This window comes from Hymenobacter sp. HD11105 (genome assembly GCF_054051685.1).
The window spans coordinates 125,584-151,509 of sequence record NZ_JBSWBR010000003.1 but is presented as its reverse complement, the minus strand read 5'-3'; the positions used below and the strand labels follow the sequence as shown (position 1 = coordinate 151,509).

At 53.5% G+C, this 25,926-nt stretch carries 24 protein-coding genes; 13 read left to right on the top strand and 11 right to left on the bottom strand.

All coding sequences use genetic code 11. The annotated features are described in order from the left end of the window. The first annotated feature begins 91 nt into the window (after positions 1-91). The 4 genes from ACW9KT_RS11415 (at position 92) to ACW9KT_RS11400 (ending at position 4,471) form a co-directional block, all read left to right on the top strand. Positions 92-1,105, top strand: a complete 1,014-nt coding sequence (locus ACW9KT_RS11415; RefSeq protein ID WP_457080436.1) for a bifunctional 3-deoxy-7-phosphoheptulonate synthase/chorismate mutase — start codon at positions 92-94, stop codon at positions 1,103-1,105. 33 nt (positions 1,106-1,138) lie between these two features. After that, positions 1,139-2,452 carry a helix-turn-helix domain-containing protein gene (locus ACW9KT_RS11410; protein WP_457080434.1) on the top strand — a complete coding sequence of 438 codons (1,314 nt, stop codon included), beginning with the start codon at positions 1,139-1,141 and terminating at the stop codon, positions 2,450-2,452. Between the two features lie 86 nt (positions 2,453-2,538). Further along, positions 2,539-3,405 (top strand): DoxX family protein, encoded by an 867-nt coding sequence (locus ACW9KT_RS11405; RefSeq protein ID WP_457080433.1) that lies wholly within the window; start codon positions 2,539-2,541, stop codon positions 3,403-3,405. A 334-nt stretch (positions 3,406-3,739) separates the two neighbouring features. Further along, entirely contained in the window at positions 3,740-4,471 is a 732-nt protein-coding gene (locus ACW9KT_RS11400; protein WP_457080431.1) for a phenylalanine-4-hydroxylase, read from the top strand. Positions 4,472-4,586: 115 nt separating this feature from the next. Here the strand turns inward: ACW9KT_RS11400 and ACW9KT_RS11395 are convergent, their stop codons facing one another. The 6 genes from ACW9KT_RS11395 to ACW9KT_RS11370 all read right to left on the bottom strand — a co-directional run bounded on the left by ACW9KT_RS11395 (position 4,587) and on the right by ACW9KT_RS11370 (position 10,619). Further along, a complete protein-coding gene (locus tag ACW9KT_RS11395; protein ID WP_457080429.1) occupies positions 4,587-5,447 on the bottom strand; it encodes a dienelactone hydrolase family protein in 861 nt (286 codons plus the stop codon). A 179-nt stretch (positions 5,448-5,626) separates the two neighbouring features. Continuing rightward, positions 5,627-6,988 carry an ABC1 kinase family protein gene (locus tag ACW9KT_RS11390; RefSeq protein WP_457080426.1) on the bottom strand — a complete coding sequence of 454 codons (1,362 nt, stop codon included), beginning with the start codon at positions 6,986-6,988 and terminating at the stop codon, positions 5,627-5,629. Further along, positions 6,988-7,632 carry a TetR family transcriptional regulator C-terminal domain-containing protein gene (locus tag ACW9KT_RS11385; protein WP_457080425.1) on the bottom strand — a complete coding sequence of 215 codons (645 nt, stop codon included), beginning with the start codon at positions 7,630-7,632 and terminating at the stop codon, positions 6,988-6,990. Before ACW9KT_RS11385 ends, ACW9KT_RS11390 begins: the two co-directional genes overlap by 1 nt. A gap of 67 nt (positions 7,633-7,699) precedes the next feature. Then, positions 7,700-9,019, bottom strand: coding sequence for a cryptochrome/photolyase family protein (locus tag ACW9KT_RS11380; protein ID WP_457080423.1), 1,320 nt, complete (start codon positions 9,017-9,019; stop codon positions 7,700-7,702). Between the two features lie 136 nt (positions 9,020-9,155). Continuing rightward, positions 9,156-9,872 (bottom strand): SDR family NAD(P)-dependent oxidoreductase, encoded by a 717-nt coding sequence (locus ACW9KT_RS11375; protein WP_457080421.1) that lies wholly within the window; start codon positions 9,870-9,872, stop codon positions 9,156-9,158. A gap of 300 nt (positions 9,873-10,172) precedes the next feature. Beyond that, positions 10,173-10,619 (bottom strand): META domain-containing protein, encoded by a 447-nt coding sequence (locus tag ACW9KT_RS11370; RefSeq protein ID WP_457080419.1) that lies wholly within the window; start codon positions 10,617-10,619, stop codon positions 10,173-10,175. Positions 10,620-10,844: 225 nt separating this feature from the next. Between ACW9KT_RS11370 and ACW9KT_RS11365 the strand changes: the two genes are divergently transcribed. From ACW9KT_RS11365 to ACW9KT_RS11355, 3 genes are all read left to right on the top strand, one after another. Beyond that, a complete protein-coding gene (locus tag ACW9KT_RS11365; RefSeq protein ID WP_457080417.1) occupies positions 10,845-11,567 on the top strand; it encodes a head GIN domain-containing protein in 723 nt (240 codons plus the stop codon). Positions 11,568-11,828: 261 nt separating this feature from the next. Continuing rightward, positions 11,829-15,275: a pyruvate carboxylase gene (locus ACW9KT_RS11360; protein WP_457080416.1), complete on the top strand. Its 3,447-nt coding sequence runs from the start codon at positions 11,829-11,831 to the stop codon at positions 15,273-15,275. 65 nt (positions 15,276-15,340) lie between these two features. Next, entirely contained in the window at positions 15,341-16,090 is a 750-nt protein-coding gene (locus tag ACW9KT_RS11355) for a hypothetical protein (protein ID WP_457080414.1), read from the top strand. A gap of 81 nt (positions 16,091-16,171) precedes the next feature. Here ACW9KT_RS11355 and ACW9KT_RS11350 read toward each other — a convergent pair whose 3' ends face one another. Beyond that, positions 16,172-16,606, bottom strand: a complete 435-nt coding sequence (locus ACW9KT_RS11350) for an META domain-containing protein (RefSeq protein ID WP_457080412.1) — start codon at positions 16,604-16,606, stop codon at positions 16,172-16,174. 70 nt (positions 16,607-16,676) lie between these two features. Between ACW9KT_RS11350 and ACW9KT_RS11345 the strand changes: the two genes are divergently transcribed. Then, positions 16,677-18,011: a M20/M25/M40 family metallo-hydrolase gene (locus ACW9KT_RS11345; RefSeq protein ID WP_457080410.1), complete on the top strand. Its 1,335-nt coding sequence runs from the start codon at positions 16,677-16,679 to the stop codon at positions 18,009-18,011. A gap of 118 nt (positions 18,012-18,129) precedes the next feature. Here ACW9KT_RS11345 and ACW9KT_RS11340 read toward each other — a convergent pair whose 3' ends face one another. Continuing rightward, positions 18,130-19,008: a transporter gene (locus ACW9KT_RS11340; RefSeq protein ID WP_457080408.1), complete on the bottom strand. Its 879-nt coding sequence runs from the start codon at positions 19,006-19,008 to the stop codon at positions 18,130-18,132. Positions 19,009-19,588: 580 nt separating this feature from the next. Here ACW9KT_RS11340 and ACW9KT_RS11335 point away from each other — a divergent pair. Then, on the top strand, positions 19,589-20,476 hold the full coding sequence (locus tag ACW9KT_RS11335) for a cobalamin B12-binding domain-containing protein (protein ID WP_457080406.1): 888 nt from the start codon (positions 19,589-19,591) through the stop codon (positions 20,474-20,476). A 16-nt stretch (positions 20,477-20,492) separates the two neighbouring features. On the opposite strand, the gene ACW9KT_RS11330 is transcribed toward ACW9KT_RS11335, so the two are convergent. Next, positions 20,493-20,831: a tetratricopeptide repeat protein gene (locus ACW9KT_RS11330; RefSeq protein ID WP_457080404.1), complete on the bottom strand. Its 339-nt coding sequence runs from the start codon at positions 20,829-20,831 to the stop codon at positions 20,493-20,495. 75 nt (positions 20,832-20,906) lie between these two features. Here ACW9KT_RS11330 and ACW9KT_RS11325 point away from each other — a divergent pair, with 75 nt between their 5' ends. From ACW9KT_RS11325 to ACW9KT_RS11310, 4 genes are all read left to right on the top strand, one after another. After that, the gene (locus ACW9KT_RS11325; protein WP_457080402.1) at positions 20,907-21,644 is read left to right on the top strand and encodes an electron transfer flavoprotein subunit beta/FixA family protein; all 738 of its coding nucleotides are present in this window, start codon (positions 20,907-20,909) and stop codon (positions 21,642-21,644) included. A gap of 122 nt (positions 21,645-21,766) precedes the next feature. Further along, a complete protein-coding gene (locus tag ACW9KT_RS11320) occupies positions 21,767-22,744 on the top strand; it encodes an electron transfer flavoprotein subunit alpha/FixB family protein (protein ID WP_457080400.1) in 978 nt (325 codons plus the stop codon). Positions 22,745-22,864: 120 nt separating this feature from the next. Then, positions 22,865-23,491 carry a bifunctional nuclease domain-containing protein gene (locus ACW9KT_RS11315; protein WP_457080398.1) on the top strand — a complete coding sequence of 209 codons (627 nt, stop codon included), beginning with the start codon at positions 22,865-22,867 and terminating at the stop codon, positions 23,489-23,491. Between the two features lie 84 nt (positions 23,492-23,575). Then, positions 23,576-24,112, top strand: coding sequence for a YfiT family bacillithiol transferase (locus tag ACW9KT_RS11310; protein ID WP_457080396.1), 537 nt, complete (start codon positions 23,576-23,578; stop codon positions 24,110-24,112). Between the two features lie 60 nt (positions 24,113-24,172). Here the strand turns inward: ACW9KT_RS11310 and ACW9KT_RS11305 are convergent, their stop codons facing one another. After that, positions 24,173-24,991 carry an ABC transporter ATP-binding protein gene (locus tag ACW9KT_RS11305; RefSeq protein ID WP_457080394.1) on the bottom strand — a complete coding sequence of 273 codons (819 nt, stop codon included), beginning with the start codon at positions 24,989-24,991 and terminating at the stop codon, positions 24,173-24,175. A gap of 113 nt (positions 24,992-25,104) precedes the next feature. After that, complete coding sequence (locus ACW9KT_RS11300; protein WP_457080392.1) at positions 25,105-25,836, bottom strand: MlaE family ABC transporter permease; 732 nt, start codon at positions 25,834-25,836, stop codon at positions 25,105-25,107. Between the last annotated feature and the right edge of the window lie 90 nt (positions 25,837-25,926).

Here is a 25,926-nt window from a genome sequence, read left to right as displayed (position 1 = left end):
GAGAAGGTCCTTAGCAAGCTCAGGATGACAGAAGTATATAAGGCCGAAAAGAAACCAGCGAAATCACATTAAATAGCTTAATAAGCACTTCATGCTCATCCAACTCGAAAAAGATATTGCCGCAAATACCAAAGCGGATATTATCGATCAGATAAAAGCTCTGAAATATAAAGTCACGGAGGTGACGACCCAGCGCGCCCATTACTTGGTAGGCATCGGCAAGGCGGAGGTCGACTTACGTGCTATCGGTCAGCTGCCCGGCATCCGGGATATTCATCAGGTATCGGACGATTACCAGCTCGTGTCGCGCAAGTGGCGCGTGCGGCCCACTGTGCTCGACCTTGGCGATGGTGTTTACATTGGCGAAGGCTCGTTGAGCTTAGTAGCCGGCCCGTGCAGCATTGAGAGCGAAGCGCAGATGGAAAAAATCATGCAGCACCTGCTCGATAACAACGTGCGGCTAATGCGGGGGGGCGTTTTCAAGCCGCGCTCTTCACCCTACTCATTTCGTGGCTTGGGCATGGAAGGACTAAAGCAGTTTCACCAAATGGCCCGTGAGCGGGGCATCAAGGTAGTAACGGAGGTAATGCAGGTGTCGCAAGTAGAGGAGATGCACGACTATGTGGATGTGTTTCAAGTCGGTGCCCGTAACACCCAGAATTTTAACTTGCTAGATGCCCTCGGCGGCGTAGACAAGCCTGTGCTCATCAAGCGCGGTATTTCGGGCAGTATTGAAGAGTTGCTCTCTTCGGCCGAATACGTATTTTCGGGCGGTAATGAAAAGTTGATCCTCTGCGAGCGAGGCATTCGGACCTTCGAAACGGCTTCGCGCAACACCCTGGATTTGAACGCTGTGCCCATCCTTAAGGAGAAAACCCACCTACCCGTAGTCGTTGATCCTTCACACGGCATCGGTATTCGTGATTACGTAGCGCCTATGGCTCTGGCTGCAGTAATGGCCGGCGCGGATGGCATCCTCTACGAAGCCCACGAGAAACCCGAAGAAGCTGCTTCCGATGGGCAGCAGACCTTGAATTTTGAAGAATCCGCTCGACTGATTCAGAACCTGCGGCGGGTGTACGCCCTGCGTAAGGAGCTGGTGTAGCGTCGTAACGTGCTGGTTGTGTAGCTTTAGCGCATGTTGTTCCAATTCAGCCCTTATAGCTCGCTGCTGCTGCCTTTTTTTGTGCAGGGAGTGGTATTTATAGTGCTGTTTTTGGTGCGTGGGTGGCAGCGCGGCATTGCCTCCGATACGTGGCTGGCGCTGCTGTTGCTGCTCAATACTCTGCCCCTCACGCAGTGGATGCTGGGTTTCGCCGGTTGGTACGACGCCCACGACGCCCACTCCACCTTCATGTTTTACTTCCCCTTCAGCTATTGGCTGGCGTTGGGGCCCGCATTCTATTTCTACTTTCGCAGTCTTACCAACCAGGATTTTCGCTTTGGTTGGCATGAAATGCGACACTTCATACCCGTTCTGCTCTACATAAGCTGGCGGCTTTTTGTGTTTGGGTACGATATAGTGTGGAAACACTGGGCTCTGGGGGCACCTCTTACGGAGCACTTTGGCACCAAAGGTCCGCTCGCCAACGTGAGCGAAGTAGCGGATGGAACCATAGAAATACTAGGTTACCTGTCGGTGTTTGCCTACGGCTGGCTCACCCTGCGAGACTACCAGCGCTACCGCCGTTACCTCGACGATAATTATTCTAACACGGGCCCCATCAGCTTTCAGTGGCTGCGCAATCTGATGGTGGCAGTGCTGATAGGCTTGCTGGTTTCTTTTTTCTTCGGCCTGACAAATAAAGTGCTGACACCGCTGTCCTACATTCAGGTGTGGTACTCGTTTTTGGCCACCGGCCTACTGATTTATTACCTGAGCATTGCTGGCCTGTTGGCTCCGTATCAACCCGCGCCGGCACTGCATTTTCAGCCAAGCGACGATGAAGAACCACAGCCCTTTGCGAGCGTAGCAGCGGCCCCAACTCAGGTTGCGAAAGTACTCGAGCCAAGCCTGGGGGGCAATTTTAGCGAAAATGTCCCCCAGCGCCTGGTCCCCGAATCCGCCGAACTTACCACCGAAATCCTAACGTCTGCTGCTGATCCTGACTTAACGCGGTGGGCCGATAAGCTCACGCACCACATGCAAACGGCGCGGCCTTATCTAAATCCCGAGTTGACGTTAGGTGAATTGGCCAATCAGCTCCGCACCAATACCTCGCTGCTGTCGCGTGTGATTAATACCTGCTTCGGTCAGAATTTCAACGACTATATCAACGGGCACCGTATCGCCGAGGCCGAGCGCAAATTACAAGACCCCCGCTACCAGCACTATACCTTGCTAGCGGTGGCCTTGGAGTCGGGGTTCAATTCCAAGTCTACCTTCAACCGGGTATTCAAAAAACTGAAGTCGGCCACGCCCAGCGAGGTGGCGGCTCGGCTCAATATATAAGTTGGGACGCCCTAAAGCGTAATCCGGGGCGTTTAGGAGTGGGCTGGGGGGCAATTTTGGGTCGTTCAATTAACCGATCAACGACCATGAAAAAGATTCTCTTTTCCGCTAGCCCTTTACAATCTCGCCTCGCCGATGTTGCTTGGCTGCTCCTGCGCCTGCACATAGGCTTGTCCATTGCCATCGGCGCTGGCTGGGGTAAGCTTGCTGCCCTAAGTGCCACCACAGCCAGTAACACCCTCGGCCCCCCGGATTGGTTTATCCAACAAGTATCAAATCTGGGCTTCACGTATCCATCACCCTACCTTTGGGCGTGGCTGGCCTGTTGGGGCGAGTTTGCGGGCGGCTTACTGGTTGCCTTCGGACTCTTCACACGTTGGGGGGCTTTTCAGCTAGCGTTCCAGTTTTTCATCATCGCCTTTATCTGGTTTGAAGGGCCAGAGCCCATAGTAGGTATGAATTACCAGCAGCTCTTATTCTGGTGTTTTGTGCTTATAACTGCCGTGGGCGGCGGACGCTACTCCTTAGATTATCTGCTCACGCACAATACCAACTGGGTGCGCCGCTTGGTCCCAAGTCGGCAAGTTGCCTCGGCTAGTGCCGCAGCTCTGGTGCTGTTCTTAGCCACGGCTTGCTGGGCCGGGAATGGTTTGAATTCTGACTTGACGATTGAGCCTGGCAAACAATTCGCCCTGGGCGGCGGGCAGCCAGGGGCCTTTCGGGTGGTAGCGCGCAATACGGGAAAGGTGCCGGTAGAAATAAAGGAGCGTCCGCGTGGGGGAGGCATTTTTGGCAAAGCTACCCTCGCACCCGGCCAGCGAGCTACGCTCCGCTTTCTGCCCGGCTCCACTGCACTGTTGCTAAATCCATCAAGCCAAAACGCCCGACTCGACTTGCGGGTAACCGGCGACACGAATCTGAGTATGGGCTACGAAGCCAACGGAAAAAAGTAAAAGGGTATCTACCTCTTGACGAAAGCTGGCCACACAGCCGCCAACTTTTTCACGATCAGAAATGCCCCCCAGTAATAATTTTAATGATTTTGGTATCTAATTGAAAATAAGTTGAATAGTTGAGATACAACTTATTATTTCGATTTTCTATATTTGCCTCCATGTTACTGCTATCCGCCAAATGCATTATGCTAACCGTCAATCGCCCCCATAAAGGCGGAGTCGAGCTGCATGGCCGGAAAGGAAGGTAAGTAACCACCTCCAACCCCGAAAACCTCAAGCCCGACTCCGTCAAGAGTCGGGCTTTTTTTGTGCCCTATACCAATCTACAGCTATGTTTGAGCAAGCCTACGACCAGTACACAACCCAGGACCAGCTCGTTTGGAAGGTATTATTCGACCGCCAGACGGCTCTGCTACACAAGCGGGCAGCCTCCGCTTTTGGAGCGGGCCTCACTCGCCTCGACTTTCAGCGTACCGCTATTCCACGTTTTGACGCGGTAAGTAAGCAGCTTCAATCCTATACTAACTGGGAATTGGTGTCTGTGCCTGAGGCGGTTGACGATGCTACGTTCTTTGCATTACTGGCCGAGCGTAAGTTTCCGGCTGTTACGCGGTTGCGGGCCATGGAGCAGTTCGACTTCGTGAAGACGCCCGACTTGTTTCATGACGTATTCGGCCACGCGCCTTTGCTCACCGACTCCGCCTTCGCCGACTTTCTACACTTTCTGGGCATCGTAGGTCGTCAGCACCGCCACGATGCCCCGGCTTTGGTGCGGCTGCGGCGGTTGTATGGCTTCACGGTCCAGTTTGGATTGGTGCAGGAAGACGGGCAGCCGCGCATCTACGGGGCCGGTTTGTTATCCTCGGCTGGCGAAATCCACCACTGCGTGCACGACGAAACCGCCCGCCACGCCTTCGAGCTTTCGAAGGTGCTCGACACGCCTTACTCCGAGGAGCGGTTTCAGGAACAATACTTCGTGCTCAACTCCTGGGAGCAGCTCACGGCTAGCGTGGCGGAAATGGCGGCCTTGCTCGCCGATAGTTGGCAACTGAAGCCGGCCTAACCCGACTCGCAACTTTCGCCGAAAAGTTGGCTGGTATCCTTTTGCCCCGTCCCACCAAAGCTTACACAAAAAAGCCCCCCGGAGATGCATCCAGGGGGCTTTTTTGCAAAATAAACTACGACTTCAACTTGAAGTTTTTGCGCAGATAAGCCACGGCGGCAGCGTGGGCATCGGCGGCAAATTGCTTGTTATACTTAGGGTTCGACGGGTTGGCAAACGCGTGGTCGGCGGTGTAGCTCTTGATGGTTACCTTCTTCTTGGCAGCGGCCATATCCTTCTGGAACTGGGCCACTACTTCGGGGTTAATCCACTTGTCTTCGCTGGCAAATATGCCTAGCACGTCCGTATTTAAGGTTTTGAGCTTGGCTACATCTTTCTCGGGCATGCCATAATACATCACACAGCCCACGGCCTTGGGGCCAGCCAGCAAAGCCGTCTGCAACGACCAGCCGCCACCGAAGCACCAGCCTACGGAAGCAAACTGCGCATCCTGACCCGCGTACTGCATGGCGCCGCGAATGATATTCTGCGCCCGCTCCGTCTTCACGGCTTGCATGTATTTGCCGGCTTCGTCGGGCGTGGTAGCTACTTGGCCGTCATACAAGTCCAGCGCAATGATGTTGACGCCCGGCAAGTCGCGGGCAAACGTGGCGGCTTCCTTCTTGATGTAGTCATTCAGGCCCCACCACTCGTGAATTACGAATAGGTACTTTTTGGAAGGCGTGGCGCTTTTGATTTCAAAGCCCTGACCTATTTGGCCATCTGCAGTTTTAAACTGTACCATCGCGCCTTCGCCCTGATACGAATATGGCAGCGGGGCATCGTGGCCACCCGAAAAATCGGTGTTGGAGGCGAGCAAAGCGAAAGTTTCGGTGGCTACGGCTGGCTTGGCGCAGCAGCTCATAGCCGTAGTTTGGGCCGAAGCCGCGGTAACCACGCTAAGCAGCGCGGCGCAGAGAGTCCAGAATTTTTTCATGGAAATAGGTGGAAGAAAGTGAATGCGTCCTGACCAAGCTCTAAATTCATGTTGCTACACGAATCAGTGCTTAGTCAGGACGCATTAACCAGAGGCGCCGAATATAGTTTTAGCGAGAGCCAAGCAGGTGGCGCACGGTAGCACCAAAACCCGTTTTGCCGTCGTGGCACCACTCGGATTTATTTAGTGCGAATGTGAGCTCCAAGCTCCGTTAGCAAGGCGTACAGGCCCACGTAGGTGCGGTTGAGGTAAATGAAATGCTCGGAGCCGCGCGGCTCGCGCTGTTGACGCAACTCGGGCTCCTGCATCAAATCGTCGCCCAGGGCATACAGCGAGGCCATGTAAGCCGGGTCGCCAAAATCGAAAGTGTCCTCCCGAAAGGGACGACCAACTAACTCCAGTGACGCGTGCAGGGTGCGCACATACAGAGCGCGGCGCTCGGCGGTATCGGTGGGGCGGAGGATGCCGGTTTCGTCGAGTAAGGCGGTGAGGCGGGCTTCGTCGGCTAAGGTTTCGGGCGCCAACAAGGCGTTGAAAAGCCGGTGCACATCGGCCGGAATTTCCTTTATACAGCCGAAGTCCAGCACGCCCACGGTCCCGCTATTCTCTTCGCGCAGCAAGAAGTTGCCGGGGTGCGGATCGGCGTGCACTCGCAGCAGCGTGTTCAGCTGATACATATAAAAATCCCACATCGCCTGCCCTAGCTGGTTGCGAACTTCCTGGCTGGGTTCGGTGAGCAAAAACTCCTTCAAGTGCTGGCCTTGCAGCCAATCCATCGTCAAGATGCGGGACGAAGATAGCTCGGGGTAGTAGCGGGCAAACTCCAGACGGGGCAGATGGGCACAGCTTGCCGCTATTTCGGTCCCGCGCCGTAGTTCCAGCTTGTAGTCGGTTTCTTCGAGCAGGCGCGTCTCTACTTCCTCCAAATAAGGTCGCACCTGCGCTTCATCGAGGCCCATCACACGCAAAGCAATGGGCTTCACCAGCCGAATGTCCGAGCGAATACTGTCGGCCACGCCGGGGTACTGCACCTTCACCGCTAGGGGGCGTTTTTCGTCGTGCGACAACGCATAATGTACCTGCCCGATGCTGGCGGCTTGCCGGGCGTTAACATCAAATTCGGCAAACAGCTCAAACGGCGACTTGCCAAACGCATCGCGGAACGTCTTGATAATCAGAGGTGCGGAAAGCGGGGGCGTCTGGTATTGGGCTTGAGCAAACTGATCGGCGTAGGCGGGGGGCAAAAACTTCTTTTCCAGCGCCAGCATTTGGGCCACTTTCAGCACCGAGCCTTTCATCTCGCTCAGCGTGCCGTACAGTTCGGCGGCGTTGGCGGCATGCAGGTCGGCCTCGCTGCTGGTTGCGCCCACCGAGCGACGGGCGTAATGCTTCACGTAGTTGGCGCCCACTTTCAGCCCCGATTTGGCAAAACGCGCTGCCCGAGCCACTTTGGTCGTCGGCAGCGAATCGAGTTGACGGCCAGGCGCGCTTTCTTCCGCCAGCGAAGGGCTGGGGGGCAAATTATCTACTGACTCTGCCATTAGCGCCGCTTATGCAATAGAAACCGCGTCAGATCGAGGGCCGAATCAAATGAATTGCGGCCGACTAAGTCGAAGCTGAGCGTGACGGCTTTTTCTACGGCCGCATCGGTGCGGTCGAAGTTCAAGCTTTCATCCTTAGCAAAAAAGGTCAGGACAAACAGCGCCTGCGTCCAGAAAAGGCGCGGGTAGCTATCCTGCACGAAGCGTCGGGGGGCAATTTCTTCAGTACGGCGACCATCGCGCAGTAAGCTTTCCACAAACATGATGAACTCGCTACGAAAATCGTCGAGCACCCGGGGCGTGATACCTGGCATATTCGGCATAGAACGGCGCAGCGCTATAAGGGCGTAGCTGCGGTTTTGCTTCAGGATTTCGAGCAAGGTGTAGTAAAATGCCAGCAGCTTTTCGCGAGCACCGTACTCCTGCCATACAGGTTCCAATGCTGCTTTTTCACGAGCTTGTCGGCCAAAATCAGCCCAAATCTCGCGGTCTACAGCGTCAAAATTGGGGTAATAGCGGTAGAAAGTTTCCTCAGGGATGTTCAGCCGTTTGGTAAGCTTAAACACCGAAGCTGGAGGCCTATTTTTATCTAGCACGTAAGTCAGGTAAGCCTGCTTGATGCGGTCCTTTTCCGTATTTTCCATAGTGCTAGTACAACAGTTGTAGACCAAGTAAAGTTGATGTGCAGGCGGCAAGTGGCGCGAGCCGAAATTACTCGGCCTGTCGGTAAGCCGCGCGCAACGTCTCAATAGCCCGCTCCCGCGCAAACTTGTGTTCTACAATCGGTTTGGGATAATCACAGGTGCCAAATTCGGGTACCCATTGCCACACGTACGCAAACGACGGATCGTACTGTTTTTGCTGACTTTCAGGACTGTACACCCGAAACCATGGCGCGGCCACGGCTCCGGTACCAGCCATCCACTGCCAGTTGCCCACGTTCTGAGCCATGTCGTAGTCGAGAAGCTTGTCGGAAAAATACTTGTCGCCCCAGCGCCAGTCGATAAGCAGGTGCTTAACCAGGAAGCCAGCGGTGGCAATACGGGCTCGATTGGGCATGTAGCCTGTTGCGTTCATTTCCCGCATTCCCGCATCGACGAGCGGGTAGCCCGTGCGGCCTTCACACCAGGCTTTGAACTCTTGTTCGTTGTTGCGATAAGGCACGCGGCGCAGCTTGGGATCGTAGCTTTCGGTGGCCGTGAAGGGGTAATGCCAGAGCAGCATCATAAAGAAGTCGCGCCAGATCAGCTCAGCTAAGAGCTTAGGGTTCAGCTCTTTGGCCTGTCGCATCAGCTCCCGGACGCTCAGTGTGCCGAAACGCAGGTGCACTGAGCGGCGGGTGCTGCTATTGATGAGGCCGGGCTGGTTGCGGGTTAAGTGATAGTCCCGTACTAAGGCTTCATCGGGCAGCTCGGCGGCGGGCACAAACTGCTCAAACATTTGAAACCCCATTTCTTCCAAGGTGGGGCGCTTGGGCACCTCGGGCCAGCGGTACAGGTTCTCGGCGCGCAACAGCTCGGCCGATGGATACGCCTGCAAATGGTCATCGCGCAAGGCCGCCAGCCACGCTTTCTGATACGAGCCAAACACTTTCGGTACCGTGCCCGACTTAGTAAGCAACTCGTTTTTGGCGAAAATTACCTGGTCTTTGAATGCCCGAAACTCCGTGCCGTGGCGCTGGCAAAGTTCTGCTACGGCCGAGTCGCGCTCCTTGGCGTAGGGTTCGTAGTCTTCGTTGGTGTACACAGCCGCCACCTCGTGTTGACTCAGTAATTGCTCAAACACCTCTAGCGGACGGCCATAAATAGCCAGAAAATTGCCCCCCGCTGTCTCCGTCTTAGCCGCGATGCGCTCCACTTGCTGATAAATAAACGTAACGCGCGCATCGCGGCGGCTGGGGAGCAAATCCAGGATTTCGCGGTCGTATATGAATAGCGGGACTACTGGATAGCCACTTTGGAGAGCAGCAGCCAACCCTGCATTATCATGCAAACGAATATCGCGACGATGCCAGAAAAGCGTGATTTTCATCGGGAAAGGTGAGGTTGTTAAATGGTGAGTTTGCGAAGCGGGGAGTGACGAAAGGGATGTGCTGGCTGAGTCTAAGCGCGTGACTTATGAGAATACGCAGTTGAATGTATGAACGGCATACTCACCATTAACTACACTATTTCAACCGCCCCATGCCGCCATCAACGGGCATTGTTTGACCTGTGATAAAGCTGCTGTGGTCGGAGAGCAGGAAGGACGCCATGTAAGCCAGATCCTCGGGCTGGCCGATGCGCTGCAAGGGGTGACGCTTGGCGCCGCCTTCGGCCTTCTCGGGTGTGTTTAATAAGGCCGCTGCCAGCGGCGTGTTGGTCAGGGAGGGCGCTACGGCGTTGACGCGGACGTTCTGGGGGGCAAATTCGGCAGCTAGGGCGCGGGTGAGACCTTCGAGGGCGGCTTTGGCGGTGGCAATGCTGGCGTGAAAGCTCATGCCGGTAGTGGCGGCCACGGTACTAAACAGCACCACCGACGCGCCCTCGGCTTTTTTCAGGCGCTTCATCAGGGGCTGGAGCAACTGCACAGCACCCATCACATTCAGCTCAAAATCACTGCGAAAGTCATCCAGCGGAATCCGCTCGAAGGGCCGCAGCTTGATGCTGCCGGGGCAATACACAAAGCCGTGCAGCGTATCGGGTAGGGCGTCAAAGGCGGTGGGAGCGAGGGGCTGGGTAGCGTCGAGCTCTAGGTGGGTGGTTTGCAACTCGGCCAGCTCGGGCGACAAATGACGCGAAGCCGTGAACAGCTGGGCTCCCAGGCCGTGCAGCAGTTTGGCCGTAGCCAGCCCGATGCCCGACGAGGCACCGACGATCAGAATGTTCTTTTGGGCGAAATTCATGAAGTTGGTTCAGGGTAGAAGGGTTCCTTCACAACTGAACCAAGCGGCCAAGGTTTGCGCTGCCCCAATAATGAAGGCTCAATGAGTGTAGATAGCCGATTCGCTAATACCGTTAAGGCGTCGAGCGTGACATCTCTAATCCATTCCTAATTGCTAGGTAAAAACTGTCACGGGCACCATCAGAAGTAACAAAAAATCAGGCCGGCGGAAGCGCACCTTCCACCGGCCTGATTAGCATAAGTAACGGTAATAATTGCCTGTCTATTAATAAAGTGGATAAAATAAAAATCTATACAGTAATTACTTAGATGCTCTGAATGTCAGCTTAGGATTTGCCCCCTGGGCATCGTACAAGCGTAGAATGGCACCTTCCAACTCATAGCGCGTGACTTGAGGAAGCTGCTGTATGTAACGAGCCGCCATGATAGGGCCACCGCAGTTTCCGGGCTTTACCGAAAGCTGGGAGAAAGTGAGCTGCCGAGTGCTATTCACCAGCGAATACTGCCCCTCAATTTCGTCGCAACCCGCCAAGCCACGGGTCTGGTTGCCGGTGGCGGAAAACTCGAGGTAAGACTTGTAGTCCTCGGAGTGACTGGATACCATAATGGGTATATTTTCTACTTGCTCCAGCATCCAGCGAGTGTTTATTAGTTCGCTTTGGGCGCTGGGGTCTGAATCTTTTGCGCAGCTACTGAGCACAAAAGCCACTCCTAGCCACAAAAAAGAACGAGCAAAATCTGGTTTCATAAAAAGCAACTATCAGTTGGCGCATAAGGAAGAGTCAGGGGCGCCACGCAAGGTTGCAAGCAGGGTCAGGCAAATAAAAAATATTTACTCTTTAACTAATTGCTCGCAAAATGCGTCGGCTTGGTATCCACTCTAAACCAAAATCACTATATTCTCTAACATTAAGCAACCCTTCTTATCCTCCATCCATCTACCAAATCAATTACTCACTAACCTTTCACCACAATGAAAATGTCGACTCAGCTGAAAGCCCTTTTCCTCATTTTGGTAGCGTCTATGCTCCATATATCGGTCTTTGCCCAAACCAAGCAAACCCGCAAACCGGGCAACTTCGACGGAGTAAGCGCAAGTGGTGCCGTAAACGTGTTTCTACGACAAGGCAACGAAACGTCGGTAGTAGTGGAGGCAAGGGAAGAATCTCTGAAATACTTGAAGACGGAGGTAGACAATGGCGTGCTCAAGATTTACCGCGACAAGGACTTTAGCTGGCGCGACCTAGTAGGGGATAATAAAGACGGAAAAGTCAACGTCTACATCACCTGTCCGCGATTAAAATCTGTGACGGTGAGTGGTGCTTCTAATGTGCGGGGTGAATCAGCCTTCACCACTGACAACTTCAAGCTCCAGTCCAGCGGTGCCAGCGATATCACAATGAGTGTGCGCGCTAAATCCTTGGACGTGAGCTGCTCTGGTGCCAGCGACATCAAGCTTTCCGGCCAAGCCGACCATCAAAAGGTAAGCGTGAGTGGGGGCAGTGAGTATCAAGCGTATTCTCTCCAAAGCAGAAGTGCCAATATTCAGGCCTCTGGGGCCAGCGAAGCTTACGTGTCGGTAGATGGTGAAGTAATGGCCAGCGCCTCCGGGGCTAGCGATATTCGCTACAAAGGCAACGCCCGTGTAGTAAGCAATAGCTCCAGCGGCGCCAGCTCGGTGCGGCAAGCCAAGTAAAAAGCTCCCCAATTACGAGAAAGCCCTGACTTACCTGCATCCCAGGAAAGTCAGGGCTTTCTTTTTTGGAAGTAATATAGGCTGCTTTATAATTGACAGATACTATCTTACCCAGACGCTGTAAGAATAAAATAACTTACTATGCTATTATTGCGAATAAGGGTCAATTAGCAAAAATTCGCTGGCGGCCTGTTTAGCTTGCCGTGCATTTACTTAGCTTCGTCCCAATTCCACTTCTCGCTCCCATTTACGTCCCAAACTATGAATATCAAAAAGCTACTCGTTGCCAACCGTGGTGAAATTGCTATCCGCGTGCTACGCGCTGCTACTGAGTTGGGAATCCCAACGGTGGCCGTGTACACTTACGAGGATCGGTACTCCCTGCACCGCTACAAAGCCGACGAGGCTTACCAGATTGGCCGCGACGATGACCCTCTGAAGCCATATCTGGATATTGAGGGTATTCTGCGCACTGCTAAGGAAAACGGAGCCGATGCTATTCACCCCGGTTACGGCTTTTTGGCGGAGAATGCGACGTTGGCACGGCGCTGCCAGCAAGAAGGGATAATATTCGTGGGGCCCCGGCCGGAAGTGATGGAAGCTCTCGGCGACAAAGTGGCCGCCAAGCGCGTGGCTCTGCAGTGCCAAGTGCCCATTATTGAAAGCAGCGAGGCCGATCTGACGGATCTAGAAGTGGCGCTAAGCGAGGCGCACCGCATTGGCTACCCAGTTATGCTGAAAGCGGCCTCCGGTGGCGGCGGACGCGGCATGCGGGTAATCAGGACGGATGATGAGCTGGAAAAAGGCTTCTTTGAGGCACGCAACGAGGCCCTAAAAGCCTTCGGCGACGACACCGTATTTCTGGAAAAGTTTGTGGAGCGGCCCAAGCACATTGAAGTGCAGTTGGTGGCCGATAACCACGGCAACATAGTCCACCTCTACGAGCGCGACTGTTCCGTGCAGCGCCGTTTCCAGAAGGTAGTTGAAGTAGCTCCCTCGCTGGATCTGGCAGATCATCAGCGACACTTATTATATGAGTACGCTCTGCGGCTGGGTCGGGCCGTGAATTACAATAACGTGGGCACGGTAGAGTTCTTGGTTAATCCTGAGCAGGACCGCATCTACTTTATTGAAGTCAATCCACGCATTCAGGTGGAGCACACCGTAACGGAGATGATTACGGGCATCGACCTGATCAAAACCCAGTTGTACATCGCCGATGGCTACAAGCTCTCATCCCCAGAGATAGGCTTGGAGCCGGGGGGCAAACCGCTCAAAACCGGCTTTGCTATTCAGTGCCGAATCACCACCGAAGACCCCGAGAACGACTTTAAGCCTGATTATGGTACTATCGTCGCCTACCGTTCGGCAGGCGGCTTCGGTATACGCCTCGACCAAGGCTCGGTGTATCAGGGCGTGAAGGTGTCGCCTTTCTTCGATTCACTGCTAGTTAAAGTGTCGGCCCACGCGCCTACGCTGGAAGGCGCGGCCCAAAAAATGGCGCGTACCCTAGATGAATTCCGCATCCGGGGAGTGCGGACCAACATTCAGTTTCTGCAAAATATCATTGCTAATCCCGAGTTTGTGAGCGGCAATGCCAACGTGGACTTCATTAAAGACCACCCCGAACTATTTCAATACAAGCCCCGCCAAGACCGCGGCACGAAAGTGCTAGCTTACATCGGCGATGTGGTGGTAAACGGCAACCCCGATGTTAAAAACCTAATTGACCCGAGCCGGGACCTGCGCAAGCCTAAAATTCCGTTTGCTAACATTACCGAGCCGCACCAACCCGGCACCAAAGACAAGCTCACGGAGCTAGGCCCCGAAGGTTTCGCCCAGTGGCTGCGGGCCGATAAGCCTATTCACTACTGCGACACCACGTTCCGCGACGCTCACCAAAGTTTGCTGGCCACGCGCATGCGCACTTTCGACCTACTGAAAGTGGCAGAGCGTTACGCTAAGATGCACCCACAAACCTTCTCTATGGAAGTATGGGGCGGCGCTACCTTCGACGTGACCCTGCGCTTCCTGCACGAAGACCCTTGGGAGAGATTGGCCAAAATTAGAGCCGCGGTGCCGAATATTTTGCTGCAAATGCTCATCCGGGGGGCAAATGGCGTGGGTTATAAGGCCTACCCAGATAACCTCACCGAGCGTTTTGTGCAGCAGGCCTGGGAAACGGGCGTGGACATCTTCCGCATCTTCGACTCCTTGAACTGGATGCCCGGCATGGAGTCGTGCATTGGGTTTGTGCGTAACAAAACCCAGGGTTTGGCCGAGGCTAGCATCTGCTACACCGGTGACATTCTCGACCCCAAGCGCACCAAGTACAACCTCGATTATTACCTGCGCCTAGCCAAGCAAATAGAAGACGCTGGTGCCCATATTCTATGCATCAAGGATATGGCTGGCCTGCTCAAGCCCTATGCCGCCACCGAGCTGATTCAGGGTTTGCGCGATACTATCAGCTTGCCTATTCACCTGCATACCCACGATACATCTTCTTTACAAGCAGCAACTTATCTAAAGGCTGTGGAAGCAGGCGTAGACGTAATTGACGTGGCGCTGGGCTCTTTATCGGGCCTCACGTCGCAGCCTAACTTCAATTCTATTGTGGAGATGCTGCGCGGTACGCCCCGCCATCGTGAGTTCGATCAGCGAAGTTTGAATGAGTTCTCCAACTATTGGGAAACGGTGCGCGAGTATTATTACCCGTTTGAGTCGGGCTTGAAGGCCGGCACGTCAGAAGTGTTTCAGCACGAGATTCCTGGGGGGCAATATTCCAACCTGCGGCCCCAGGCGGCGGCCCTGGGCCTAGGCGACAAGTTCGAGCAGGTTAAGCAAACCTTCGCTGATGTTAATCAGCTGTTTGGCGACATCGTAAAGGTGACGCCCTCATCGAAAGTGGTCGGTGACATGGCGTTGTATCTAGTTACCAATAACCTGACAACCCAGGATGTGCTGGAAAAAGGGGAAAGCCTGAATTTTCCGGAGTCGGTGCAGAGCTTGTTCCGCGGCGACATTGGGCAGCCGGAAGGCGGCTGGCCGGAGGATTTGCAAAAGCTGATTCTCAAGGACGAAAAGCCTTTCACCGACCGACCCAATGAGCATCTAGCGCCCATCGATTTCGACAAGGAATGGGAAGCGTTTCAAGCCAAATTTGGCCCCCAGACCAAGTTCACCGACCTGCTATCCTACCTGCTCTACCCCAAAGTATTCGAGCAGTATTGGACCTATGTGCAGCAATTCGGCGACGTGTCGCTGATTCCGACGCGCGTGTTTTTCTATGGCCTCAAGCCCGGCGAGGAAACCATTATCGACATTGCCCGCGGCAAATCGGTGATTGTAAAACTGCGCTCGGTCGGCAACGTGAACGACGACGGCAACCGCACCGTGTTCTTCTCCTTCAATGGCCAGACCCGCAACCTAGAAGTGCGCGACCGCTCGGTAGAAGTCAAGACCGTGCGCAATCAGAAAATCGATAAAGCCAACCCGCGCCAGGTAGGCGCTCCTTTGCAGGGTATGCTGTCAAAAGTATTGGTGAAAGACGGCGAAGCAGTAAAGCGCAACACCCCACTATTTATCATCGAAGCCATGAAGATGGAAACCACTATCACCGCTCCCGATGATGCTACCGTGCAAAGCCTGCACCTGGGCGAAGGAACATTGGTAAACGCGGATGACTTAGTGCTGACGCTAGGCTAGCTTTTGTACTTAAAATGCCTATATTTTGAGACAATAGTGCTTATAGTTTGGCCTTTTTCCCTTTTATGAACCCTACTCGAATTTTCATTATTACCCTTGGTGTTTTCGCGAGCCTGCAAGCACAGGCTCAGGGGCAAAGCACGGTTGTAGCTTCAGGCAATGCTGCCCAAGAAAACATACAAGCACTAGTAGACGGCTCAGCTTTTGTTCGCTTTGACAACCGCTACGAAGGCGTGCGCGGCACGCCCTATTTAGTGCGTGCATGGGTGCCGGGTAAGTTGCAGCTCGCTAATAAGGCGCAAGCGCCAGAGGTAAAGCTAAAATATGATGCTGCTCAGCGGCTACTTTTAATGTTGCGCCCTTCCAAGGATTCTATGTACTTGGATATGAACAAAATCGAAGGTTTCGCGCTGCTTGACCCAACTAAATCTGAACCCCGCAATTTCCAGCGCTTCTACGATGCTCCCGACCCAGGCCTGCGGCGTGAGTATTTTGAGGTGCTAGTGCCCGGCAATTATAGCCTGCTCAAGCTGCAACGCAAAACATTGCAGAAAGCCAATTATAGTAGCCCCTATAGCGCCGATCGACGCTACGACGAGCTAATAGACCAAACTGATTACTTTGTACGCACTGCTGATGGTAGGCTGCAGCCAATCAAGCTCAACCAAAAGTCGCTAATCGCGGCTTTGCCTGAGCACGCGGCCCAGCTGCAGACTGAGTTAAAGAAGCGTCCACCGCTGCGCTCCGAAGCCGACTTCATTGCGCTAATTCCCTGGCTAAATACTTTGCCAGCATTGCCCCGTAAAGAAGGGTAAGTTATTATCAAAAAAGCCCCCCAGAATATTCTGGGGGGCTTTTTTGATAATAACTCAACCTGATGATAAACCAATCTTGTGTCACAAATACACGGCCTCAAACACTGCTAAGGGTGCGGCCTCGGTCTCGGCTGCATATAAGCGAAGCGTGTTGCCCTCAATAGTAAAGCGTGTTGCTTCCTGAAGCGCTTTCAGATACTCTGTCTCGACTTGCTGCCGAGCCTCGCAATACATTTTGGTTGAGCCCACGCCGAGCAGGCGCAACGTGGTTGGCGTTGACTGCTCGAAGCGGCCAAAGAAGCGGTTGCAGCCTGCGAAGCCTGCTACTTGATCGGTGGTAGGGTCGAATTGCAGATAGATTTCCTGACTGTTTTCGGGTGTGGTAATGGGAGTGGTAGCCAAGGTCCGGAGGACCCAACGCGTGTTGCGTAGGCTAGCGGCAGGAGTGGTGTTCTTGCTGTTCTGGCACGCACCCAGAAGCAGAAAAGGCAGTAAAAGCAAGAAATGGCGAAGCATTATAAGTTGCTATGAATGACGTGGGGGCAAAATCTGCGTTTCTCATACGGCAAAATGCATACCTTGAGCCATGAAAAAACTTGTCCTGATTATTGGCTTGGCCTGCACAAGCCAACTGGTTGAAGCACAAAAAAAGCAGGGTCCTGCTATCAAGCAGGCTACTGTTGAACGCGTTATTCGCACCTTGGCGGCCGACGACATGATGGGCCGGGCATCTGGGCAGCCAGGCGGCTTACAAGCGGCGAAGTTTCTGGCCGCCGAGTTTGACCGGATTGGGTTGGAAAAAATGCCGGGTCTGACCACCTATGAGCAGGTATTTCCGGCCTATGAAGTGCGAACTGGCGCTACCAGCGTCACACTAAATGGTACTGCCATAGCGTCCGAAAACGTACTAGCCGTTTCGGGGGTGCCCACGCTGACTTGGACCAGTGAGGATGCTTCCCCACCGCAAGTCGTGGTTATTGGTCCTCAGGCCAACGTGCGGCAGGAAATGGGCGCTTTGCTGCAGCCTGCAGCCAATACCTTAGTTTTGGTTGATCCCGCTCACGCCCAGCGGTTCAAGCAGCTAGTGGGCTATATGAGCCACAGCAGCATGCGGGGTGAAGAGCCAAAGCCCTATACCAGCTTATTCGTATTAGCTGCCGCACCCGCTACGCCCGTGAAATTCACAGCTTCGGCCGCTACTTCTATCAAGAAGGTAGAACTGCGCAACGTGGTCGGCGTGCTGCCGGGTAAGGCCAAAGACAAAGCCCGCGCTGCCGAGATGGTGGTGTTCTCGGGGCACTACGACCATATCGGCATACTGCCTGCCGTGGCCGGCGACTCTATTGCCAACGGCGCCGATGATGATGCTAGCGGCACAACAGCGGTAGTAGCCTTGGCCGAGCATTTCAAGAAGAAAAAGAAGAATCAGCGGACGCTGGTGTTCGTGGCTTTCACGGCGGAAGAAATTGGCGGCTTTGGCTCAAAGTACTTTTCTGAGCAGATTGATCCGCAGAAAGTGGTAGCCATGTTCAACATCGAAATGATTGGCAAGGAAGCCAAATTTGGCCCCCAGACCGCCTTTATCACCGGCTACGAGCGCTCCGACTTCGGTAAGCTGCTCCAGCAAAACCTAGCCGGCACGCCCTTCCGCTTCGAGCCTGACCCGTACCCCGAGCAAAACCTGTTCTATCGCTCCGACAACGCCACCCTAGCTCGCCTGGGCGTACCGGCCCACACCATCAGCAGCGACCAGATTCCAGATGATAAGCTGTATCACTCCGTAGATGATGAGGTTGAAAGCCTGAACCTGACCAATATGACGGCTATCATTACCGCCATTGCACGCAGCGCCACGGGCATTGTGTCGGGCGAGCAAACGCCTACGCGCATTGAGCCCGCCAGTGTAGGGCAACGTCCGTAGTAGATAACCGCTACCACCATGAAACACCGGGGCCGACTAAACATAGTGTTTAGTCGGCCCCGGTGTTTTGCTTAATTCTGAGCTTGCTCCGCGCCGCTAAAGGGTTAGACTAGCGATATTATTTCGGCAGTCGCACGCTCAAACCAGCTCCCACCGACAAGCCATCGGCAGCTTTTGTGAAACCTTGCCCAGCGTTCAAGTCAAGGCGTAGGTTGGGCAAAGGACGCCAGTACAGGCCGGCCGTGCCGCCGGGTAGAAGCTTAGTGTCGCGTTGCCAAGTAGTGTAGGTTTCGGCGAAGAAGCCAAAATTGCCCCCCAGCGGCCCATTGAGCGCCAATGTACCCAGGTAAGTGCCTAGCTTGGTGTCTGCTGCTTTGAATCCGCGTTGGCGAAAACCCAAATTAGCTTCTAGGCCATAGCGCTTGCCTATTTGCTGCGAGACCAGCAGACGAGCACCGGGCTCTATCACCTTATTCAGGTAGGAAGCATCGCCATTGCGCAACGTTAGCTCACCCAATAGCACCACTTGAGAACGGGCGTTTGGCACAGTGGAAGCCAAAAACTTAGCGCCAATAGTCAGCGGGGCAAAACCGTTGGGCAAGGCCACCGATGGTGGGGTAGGCACTTCAAAATTGCCCCCTAGCTCACTCGGCGCAGGTGTAGCGCGGCTGCTAGTAGGGTGGAGGTAGCCCTGAGTCAGGGCCAGTTCGATGTGATTAGGCAAACCAATCCGAAGAGTAGCCGACGACAAGGTGCGGCGGGAGCCAAAGGTGCTTCCCGGAGCAGGCTCCCAACGATTAGTACCTGCGTCGAGCTGTATCTGCCCGAAGGATAGCATACTGGTGGTGATGGTGCGGCCAGGTCGGTCGGGGCGGATATTGCGCACAAAGGGTGCGTTGTCGTTTTCGGTGGGGTCGGTGGTTTGAGCTACCAAGCTGGCAGGAGCTACCAAGGCTAGTAAAAGCCCCCCAGTGCTGAATATGGCGGTTTTACGCATGTCCCAGGGGACACCGGGGCTGCCGAGAAAGTTCAGTGCTACTTCTACATCTGAGCACTGACTGTGCGTCTGGGCAACTAGAGTAAGTGTTGGGCAGCGAACGAGTAGAGCTCGCTTAATACCTATTGCGGGTACCTAATGCTGTTTTATATGTTTTATAATAATAAGGTAAGCTTCTAAATTTGCCGTTTCAAACGAACTCATAGCCTTAATTCTATACTAAATACAGCGGTTGATTTTTCTCCGAAGTGGCTAGATATTAAGGCAAAATAACGAAACAAGCCTACGCAGTTCAGAGTAAACGGGAGCAAAAGACCAAAGGCCGTTACGGAAGAATAACTAGTGTTTGGGCTAGGACGCTGAGCCGCCATTGAGCGCCAGCCAAGAGGTGAATAGAATGAATTTAAAGCAACAACGTACGGTCGAGGCTATCCATCAGCAAGCGGATAATATAACAGAAGAGGCGGCAGCGCTATATTGTCAGCTAGCACCTACGGCGACTTATTGCCAAACGGGGGAGAAAAAGACTTTGGAAGCGGAGCTGCAGAGCCATTTGAATGCTTTAGCTAATGCCGTTTTGATGAATAGCGCTGGTCTGTTTGAGGCGCACTTAGTGCACGCCCGTCGCCAGCCAACCGACCCCGCCCACGACGTAGAACTTGCTCAACAGCTGGCTGCCCTCAAGCAAGTTTTGGCGCAGCGCCTGCCCATTGGCGAATACATTGCCGCCGCCGGCTATTTGAATGCGGCTTTCAAAGATTTGGAACAGCCTTTAACTGTACCAGAGCCGGCTCGGCCAATTCCGGTTTCAGAGGATGCACCCTTTAAAGAATTAGCCGACGCATACCTAAAAAATCTGTTGGCCGGGAATCGTACGGAGGCCATTAGCTTGCTGCGGCAGGAAGCCAAGCGTGGCACCGATATTCGCTTGTTATACGAGCATGTTTTTATGCCCGTACAGTGGGAGGTAGGCTCACGCTGGCACCAAGGCCAGATCAGCGTGGCGCAAGAGCACTACTGTACCGCTGCTACTGAGCTAGCCATGGCTACGCTGCATTCTTACCTGAAAGCAAATGAGCCCAATGGGTTTCGGTTTGTAGCTACCACCGTGTCCGGCGACTTGCATAGCCTGCCCGTGCGCATGGTTTCCGACTTTCTAGAATTTGATGGCTGGACTCCCTATTTTTTAGGAGCCAATACGCCAACCGAAGGCATTTGGAAGGCAATAACCGGGTTCCAGGCCAATATGCTGGTGATAGGCGCCTCCATGACTCACCATGTGGGCATCTTGCGCCAGCTTATCAGTGCTAAGCACGAAACACCCGGCGCCGACCGCATCTTTGTAATGGTAGGGGGTGAGCCCTTTAACGCCGACCCCTCACTGTGGCGCGCCATTGGGGCCGATGCATACGCCCCCAATGCCCGTGCGGCCGTGGAAGCTGCCCGCAACCTAATGCGCAGTTTATAAAGTCGAGCAGCTTCGCTTATTCGTCCTCGTAATCTAGGCCGAGCAGCTGATTGAGAGCTTGTTGCAGCTCGCTGGCGGCATGCATCTGTCCAGCTTTACGGCTTACTTGCAACCCGCGGCGGTAAACCTTTTCCGCCTCTTCCGGCTTTTCTAGTTGCTCTAGCAGCTTGCCGGCGTGGTAATAAGTACCCACGTAGTCAGGGTGTTCATCCAGTAGCGTTTGGTAATATTTCAGTGCCAACAACGGTTCTGTCGCCCGGTATTCAGTGGCCAGCGCATAGATCGTAAAGGCATCGTTTGGGTCGTCGGCGTAGAAGGCGAGGAGTTGCTGTAAACGGCTGGGTGAGGTTTCCATAGGGCAGGAGTTTTCTGTATCTTCGCCCGAAATTAGGGGCTTTCCCGTAGTTATCTGTCCATATAAGCACCTTCGATGAAGTTTCTCGTTTGTATCAGCAACGTGCCCGACACGACCACCAAAATCACCTTTACTCCTGATAATAAGGAGTTGAACAAGGCTGGGGTGCAGTTTGTGATTAATCCTTGGGATGAATATGCCCTCACCCGCGCCATTGAGTTGAAAGAAAAACTCGGCGGTACCGTGACGGTGCTCAACGTAGGCGAAGCCGATACCGAGCCCAATATCCGCAAGGCCCTAGCCATCGGCGCCGACGACGCCATCCGCGTGAACGCGAAGCCCACCGATGCCTTCTTCGTAGCTCAGCAAATCGCTAGCATCGCCAAGGAAGGCAGTTACGATATTATCCTGATGGGCAAGGAAAGCATTGATTACAATGGTTTTCAGGTACATGGCATGGTAGGCGAGCTGCTCGGCATCCCGACTGTAGCGCCTGCTATGAAGCTTGACGTGGAAGGCACAACGGCCACCATTGAGCGGGAAATTGAAGGCGGCAAAGAAATCGTGGAAGTAACTGGCCCCTTTGTGGTTTCGTGTCAGGAGCCCATGTGCGAGCCTCGCATCCCCAACATGCGCGGCATCATGACGGCCCGCACCAAGCCTCTGAAAGTAGTAGAGCCCACCGGCGAAGCACCCCGTACCCAAGTAACTGAGTACGCTTTGCCCCCCAAGAAACAAGGAGTAAAGCTCATTCCCGCCGAATCGGCCGGCGACCTGATCAAGCTTCTGCGCAACGAAGCCAAGGTCATTTAGAGTCAATTAACAATGATCAATTAACAGTGCATAAATAGCCGCTTAAAGATTGTCGAGTGGCTGTGCATTGTTATTGGTCTGAAACTGTTAATTGTTCATTGTCAATTGTTAATTGAAAGAATATGTCTGTTCTAGTTGTAGTTGAATGTGATAATGGTGAGGTGAAAAAGTCCTCGCTTGAAGTGGCTTCTTACGGGAGCCAGGTAGCCCAGATGCTCGGCACCACAGCTACGGCTGTCGCCGTAGGAGAGGCTACCGAAGCAAACCTTGCTACGCTTGGCGAGCAGGGCATCAGCAAAGTGCTGTATGACAATGAGCCCCGCCTTAAGGATTTCGTAAATAGCGCTTATACTAAGTTGATCGCTACAGCGGCTCAGCAGGAAGGTGCTCAGATTATTGTACTGGCTAATTCTAACATTGGCGCTGCCGTCGGTTCACGCTTGTCGGTGCGCTTGCAAGCTAGCTTGGCTACTAACGTAGTTGAGCTTCCCAAAACCGATGGGGGGCAATTTGTAGTAAAACGCGGTGCTTTCTCCGGTAAAGCTTTCTCCGATGTTGTGTTAAGCGGCGAGCGGAAGATTATTGCTGTGAAGAAGAACTCGATGGAGCCCCTGCACAACGCTGGCCAAACCGCCACCGTGGAACAGTTCTCCGCTCAGCTCACCGACGCTGACTTCGCCGATGCGCCCAAGCAAGTAATTATGCAGGAGCAGGCTGGTGGCATCTTGCTGCCCGAAGCCGATAAAGTAGTATCTGGTGGCCGTGGCATGAAAGGTCCCGAAAACTGGAATCTGATCGAGGATTTGGCCAAAGCCCTTGGCGCCGCCACGGCTTGCTCGAAGCCAGTATCCGACGTCGATTGGCGCCCTCACCATGAGCACGTTGGTCAGACGGGTATCACGGTGTCGCCAAACTTGTACATTGCCTGTGGTATTTCGGGTGCTATCCAGCACTTGGCCGGTGTAAACTCGTCAAAAGTCATCGTTGTCATCAATAAAGATCCGGAAGCTCCGTTCTTTAAAGCTGCCGATTATGGCATCGTAGGTGACGTGTTTGACGTACTACCAAAACTAACTCAGGCCGTTAAAGAGTTGAATTAGTGCCTAAGGAATTGATTAGCAGTAAGCTAGATTGTAAATGCAGTTCAGCTTTTGTTTCATAATCAGTTCCTTTTTGGTACATCAGCACCTTAGCACACTTACAACATAGCTTAGTCGCTTGTGAAGAAAATTCAGCTCGAAATCCTCGGCCTGTCATCCAGCCAATCCCAATCGGGTTCGTTCGCTCTTATTCTGGGCGAAAAAACCGGCAACCGACGTTTGCCCATTATTATTGGCATGTTTGAGGCGCAGAGTATTGCGATTCAGATAGAAAAAATCAGCCCCAACCGCCCGCTCACGCACGATTTGTTTAAGTCGTTTGCCGAGCATGTGCACGTGGCCATTATCGAAGTATTGATTTCGGATTTGAAGGAAGGAGTATTCTACTCCAAAATTGTGTGCTCTGATGGTGCCACGACCTTTGAAATCGATGCCCGCCCCAGCGATGCCATTGCCATCGGCTTGCGTTTCGGGGTGCCAATTTTCACCGTTGAGAGTGTGCTGAGCGAAGCCGGCATTATCCTGAGCGACCTCGACGAAGGCGCTGAAGATGCTTCGGACGACGATGATGAGGACGATGATGACGACGACAGCGGCAACACGCCAGCGTCCACGCCCAGCCCTCGCGACCCAAGCGGTCAGGTTTCGCTGGACGAGCTGACAAAGATGCTGGCTCAGGCGCTGGAAAAAGAAGATTATGAGAAGGCTGCCAAAATCCGTGATGAGCTAAACAAACGCAACGGATAGCATTCTTGGTTGTTTTGAAAAGAAAGCCTTCCTTGCGGGGAAGGCTTTTTTTGTGGCTTATCCGCTGTCTTAAAGTCGACCAAAATGCTCCCCAGTTCCGACCTTCGCTATCCTATTGGACAAGCTACCTTGCCTACCGGTCCGCTTTCGGCTGCCGAGCGTGTTACCCTGATTCAACAAATTGCGGAGCTGCCTGCTCAGGTAACAGCCGTAGCGCGGAAAATAGGCGGCGAGTTACTACTCAAGCCCTATCGGCCCGGCGGCTGGACTGGCTGGCAGGTTATTCACCACCTCGCCGACTCTCACCTGAATAGCTATACACGTTTTCGTTTAGCACTAACAGAGGAAAATCCAACCGTACGCCCCTACGATGAGCAAGCCTGGGCTGAGCTACCTGACGTGGAGGCTACGCCTATCACCGTGTCGCTGACGCTGCTGGAAGCACTACACACTCGCTGGACCGTGCTCCTTCAGCACCTAACAGAAGCGCAATGGCAACGGACATTTTACCATCCTGGCACTCAGCGGGACTTTACGCTCGAGCAGGCACTAGCTATGTACGCTTGGCACGGTCGGCACCACTTGGCTCATCTGGTAAGCTTGCGTAATCAAGCATTATAACGAGCAAAAAGCCCCCCAGATTACATCTGGGGGGCTTTTTCTTTGTGAAGAATTTTCAAATTAGGGTGCGGAGGTTGCGCTTTCCGTGCTGTCGGTAATTGCAGCGAGGCCACCTTCCGACTCGTCGTCCACTTTCTTGGCGGCACGCACCAGGCTGCTGCTGAAGATGAATTCTTTAAGCTCCGGCACTTGGGCGTTCAGAATTTCCTCTTTTGTGCCATCCCACAGCTTCTGGCCTTTGTGCAGGAAGATGATGTGGTCACCAATTTCCACCACCGAATTCATATCGTGGGTAATGATGGCGGTAGTGATGTTATACTCGTGCGTGATTTCGTGAATCAGTTCGTCGATCTTGAGGCTGGTGAGCGGGTCGAGGCCGGAGTTAGGCTCGTCGCAGAAGAGGTAGGTACAGTTGGGAGCAATGGCGCGGGCAATACCTACGCGCTTCTTCATGCCGCCGCTGATTTCGGCGGGCATTTTATTGCCGGCATTTTCGAGACCTACACGCTTCAGGCAGAACTCTACCCGGTCACGGCGCTCTTCCTTCGTCATATCGGGCGTGAGCATTTTCAGCGGAAACTCGATGTTCTCATATACCGTCATCGAGTCGAACAAAGCCGAGCCTTGAAACAGCATCCCGATTTTGCGGCGAATTTCTTGCCTGATCTGCACCTTATTATTGGTGAACACGCTGCCATCGTAAGTAATACTGCCAATATCAGGCTGCATCAAACCCACAATACATTGCAGCAGTACGCTTTTACCGGTACCCGAGCCACCTAGCAACAGGTTACACTTGCCGGTCTCGAACGTGCAGGTGATACCCTTCAGCACCTGATTGCCATTAAAGGATTTCTGGACGTTATGAATTTCAATCATAAGAGTGAATGGCTGATTTTTAGTTGGCTAAATGGCTGATGGTTAAATGGTTGTTCGTTCAATAAAGTGCCGGAATAATCGCCATTTAAGCTTCTGCCATTCAGCCGTATAATTTACAGAAGCACCGCTGCTAACACAAAGTCAGCTATCAGAATAGCAATGATAGAGTTGTTCACGGCTCCTGTGCTGGCTGCACCTACTTCCAATGCTCCGCCCGTGGTGAAGTAGCCTTTATAGGATGAAATAGCGGACACTAGGAAGGCAAATACAACTGATTTAATCAAGGCGAAGGTGATGTTATATGGAATAAAATCCATGCGCAGACCTTCGATGTATTCTTGGGCTGAAATAGCGCCGGTGAGCGTACCTGCTAAATACCCGCCCAAAATAGAAAGCGCCATAGCCAAAATTACTAGCAGCGGAAACATTAGAATAGCAGCCACAATACGCGGTAGCACTAGGTAAGAGGCCGAGTTGATGCCCATTACTTCTAAAGCGGCCACCTGCTCGGTGATGCGCATTGTGCCCAGGCCACCCGCAATGCTGGAGCCTACTTTACCGGCCAGCACAATGCTGGTGATGGTCGGCGCTAGCTCTAGAATAGTCATCTCGCGTACCATAAAGCCAATAGTTGCTTTGGGGATGAGCGGGCTAACCAGGTTATAGGAAATCTGGACGCACGTAACAGCCCCAATAAATGCACTGACAATGGCGACGATGAAAACCGAGTCGTAGCCAATGATTACGGCCTCCTCTAGGGTGCGCTGCCAGAGCGTTTTGAGGCGCTCGGTCCGCGTGACCATACTTTGAATGAAAAGCAGAAACTCGCCGAAGTTTTTGACCATATAGCGGGAGAGGGAAGGGAGAAATAGAGGAACTTGCGGTTCAAACAGCTTGGCTAGCAAACGGCCGGCCCGTGTTTGATAACCCTACGT